The organism is Methylobacterium sp. WCS2018Hpa-22 (assembly GCF_031843785.1).
In the GTDB taxonomy this organism is placed as follows: Bacteria; Pseudomonadota; Alphaproteobacteria; order Rhizobiales; family Beijerinckiaceae; genus Methylobacterium.
The window spans coordinates 1-3,219 of record NZ_JAVTJA010000038.1 but is presented as its reverse complement, the minus strand read 5'-3'; the positions used below and the strand labels follow the sequence as shown (position 1 = coordinate 3,219).

Sequence of the window (3,219 nt, the reverse complement as noted above, 5' to 3'; positions counted from 1 at the left end):
CGATCTCGGCGTCGATGTCTCCCTTCGCCATCCGCTGCAGGACGAGGACCAGGCTCGCCAGCGGACGGGTGATGCCGAAGGTGACGATGAGGCCGGCCAGGATCGCCGCGACAGTGAGGCCGAGGGCCGCGGTGGCGATCAGGCGCTGGATGGTGTCGGCCACCTGAGCTTCGAGAGCGCGCTTGCCGGCCTGCATTTCCTCCGTGATCCGTTGGGTGCGCTGCTCGATGAATGCGTTCAGCTTGTTCCGTGCTGGCTGAGCTTCCTCCCGGATGACTTGTAGTGCTTTAGGTGTCTCGCCTTGCATGGCGAACGCTGTCGCGCGATGGATAACGGTAAAATACGCTTCGGTTATCTGCCGAAGGTCTTGGCCAATCTTGCGGCGTTCCGGGGTCTCGGCCAGCTGGATCAGTTTATCGACAGACTCGGACGTCTCCTTCTCCGCCTTTTCATACCGCAGCTTGTAATCGGACATTTTGTCTTTGTCGGATACCAAAAGGATATTGCGGCTCAGGAGAGCTGCTTCCGCGAGTTTGATCTGAACCCGCAGATAGGTCTCCTGCCGGACACTCAGAGTTTCGGTGTAATATCTGACTTGTTCTGCGATGCTGTTCAGGTTGCTGCGTGAATAGCCCACCAACCCGATAGCCATCAGGCCCATCAGAGCGAGCGGGATGGCGATTTTCAGCATCACGCCGGCTTGCCTAACGACCTTCATCACGAACTCCAGAATAATATCTGCCCATACGCAGAATCTTGCAAATCAATCTTACGCAATATAGTATAAATATAAGCTTAAGATCCGATTGCGGCGGGTAAGATCGTTGATGTCCATGTTGACGAAGCAAGGGCAGGTGAAGTGCCGTGGGAATTGGAAGGATCGTGCCAGATCTGAAGGTCGGGATGTGGTATGACTTAAGAGTGACACGAGCCATCTTGCAGTTCGGGCGAGCGTCATCGAGCAGAGCTTGGCATCGGACGGAGGTCATGGGGGCTTGCTCGCGAAGCGGCGGCGCGGTCCGTCGCGCCGACTGTCTTCACGTCGGCGTGGCGCTCCCCTGCTCAATCGGAGCAGACGCGTGAGATCGAGGGCGACCCGGTCCTGAGTGGGAGGTCGGCGCCGGTGGCCCCGTCCCGATCCGGCGCGGCTCGGGTTCAGTCGCCTCTGCCGACTGCCTTCGGCACGAGCGCGTCCCGTTCCCGGAGGAGATGTCCCACGAGTCGTTCCGCCGCCTGGCCCGGCGGTCGGCCCGCCGGGCGGATCAGCATCGTCTCGATGGGCAGGCGTGGCCGGAACGGTCGCAGCACGATGGGCAGGCTCGCGAGCGCGCGGGCGGGAAGCGGATCGACGATGGCGATCCCAAGCCCTTCGGCGACGAGGCCACAACGCGCCGCCGTGTACTGAGCCATGAGGCCGAAGCGTGGAACGAGGCCCATCGCCGCGAAGGACGCTTCGATCGCCTGCTGGAAGACTCCGGTCGCGCCCGCGATCAGGGGCTCTTCGGCGAGATCGCCCACCTCGATCACCCGCTTGGATGCGAGGGCGTGTCCTCGGGGCAGGGCACAGACCGCGTCGATGGCGAGGAAGGGCTCGCAGATCACCCCCGCATAGCCGGAGCGAGGCCGCACGAGACCGAGGTCGCATTGCCCGGAGGCGGCCCAGGACCAGATCGTCTCCGGCGCGGGCACATGGACCGAGACCCGGATGCCCGGGGATTCTTCGCTCAGCCGTCGGATCGCCCTCGGCAGCAGCCGCGAGGCCAGGGACGGTTGGCAGGCGACGCGCAACGGCCCCGTGCCGAGGTCGCGAATCTGGCGGGCCGCCTGGGACAGATGGTCGAGCCCCGCATAAGTCCGCTCGACCTCTCGGGCGAAAGCCTCACCCTCCTGCGTCGGCAACGCGCTGCCATGGCCGCGCACGAACAGGGCGAAGCCGAGATCGGCCTCGAGCTGCGCCATCGCGCGGCTGACATGGGGTTGCCCGATGCCGAGAGCCGCAGCGGCCCGCGTCATCCCGCCATGGCGCAGGACGGCGCGGAAGAGATCGAGATGAGCCGGGTTCATCATGCCTGTTTCGCATGGACATCGAAGAGGTAAGCATTTGACGGCATGGGCGCGGGATGATTGTCAAGCCGCCTAAGCCGGGTCCTGTTCGATCCCGCGACACCAACCGGGACGAGACGACGCGATGCAACGGAATGCGGCGGGGTGGGGCAACGGTCTCGTGGGCGTCATCATCTTCAGCGCCTCGCTGCCGGCGACGCGGGTGGCGGTCGGCGGGTTCACGCCGCTCTTCCTGACCTCGGCGCGGGCGGTGATCGCGGCCCTGCTCGGCGCGACGATGCTTCTCGCCCTGCGTCAGCGCCGTCCCGCAATCGGCGACCTCGTTCCGCTCATCATCGTCGCCCTCGGCGTCGTCGTCGGTTTTCCCCTCCTGACGGCGCTGGCGCTCCAGCACATCACCTCGGCGCATTCCATTGTGTTCATTGGCCTCCTGCCGCTCGCCACCGCCATCTTCGGCGTGATCCGGGGCGGTGAGCGTCCGAGCCCAGCCTTCTGGCTGTTCTCCGGCATCGGCAGTCTCACGGTGGCGGGCTTCGCGCTGTTCCAAAGCGGGGGAGGCTCGCTCGCCGGCGACCTCCTGATGGTCGCCGCGATCGTACTCTGCGGCCTCGGCTACGCGGAGGGCGCCACCCTGTCGCGTCGCCTCGGCGGGTGGCAGGTCATCTCCTGGGCCCTTGTCCTGTCGTTGCCGGTCATGGCCGCCATCGCCCTGATGAGCCTGCCCTCGGCCTGGAACGGCATCGGCCTGCCGGCCTGGATCGGCCTCGCCTACGTCTCGGTCTTCAGCATGCTGGTGGGGTTCGTGTTCTGGTATCGCGGGCTCGCTTTGGGCGGCATCGCCGGCGTCGGGCAATTGCAACTGCTGCAGCCGTTCTTCGGCCTGGCTCTCGCGGGGTTGCTGCTCCACGAGCCCGTCGCCCCGAGCATGTTGGCCGTGACCGGCCTCGTCGTCCTCTGCGTGGCGGGGGCCAAGCGCTACGCCTGACGTCCTCGTGGCCTTGGTCCCGGTCTCGACGCCCGCCGGGATCGAGCATGTCGGCCCAGGAAGGCGAAACTGCTTTCCGGGCCGACATGCAGCGATCTCAGGCCGCTCTTACGCTGGCGAGGAAGCGGCGGACCTCGGCGTTCAGGTGCTCGGATTGGCGAGAGAGCTCG

3 protein-coding genes are annotated in these 3,219 nt (G+C 65.6%); 1 reads left to right on the top strand and 2 read right to left on the bottom strand.

All coding sequences use genetic code 11. The annotated features are described in order from the left end of the window. Together RQI43_RS24445 and RQI43_RS24440 are read right to left on the bottom strand one after the other, a co-directional pair. On the bottom strand, nt 1-718 hold a 718-nt coding region (locus RQI43_RS24445), incomplete at its 3' end, for an MCP four helix bundle domain-containing protein (protein WP_311276899.1). 437 nt (nt 719-1,155) lie between these two features. Continuing rightward, on the bottom strand, nt 1,156-2,067 hold the full coding sequence (locus tag RQI43_RS24440) for a LysR family transcriptional regulator (protein ID WP_311276898.1): 912 nt from the start codon (nt 2,065-2,067) through the stop codon (nt 1,156-1,158). A 121-nt stretch (nt 2,068-2,188) separates the two neighbouring features. Here RQI43_RS24440 and RQI43_RS24435 point away from each other — a divergent pair, with 121 nt between their 5' ends. Continuing rightward, nucleotides 2,189-3,049: a DMT family transporter gene (locus tag RQI43_RS24435; protein WP_311276897.1), complete on the top strand. Its 861-nt coding sequence runs from the start codon at nt 2,189-2,191 to the stop codon at nt 3,047-3,049. The last annotated feature ends 170 nt before the right edge of the window (nt 3,050-3,219 follow it).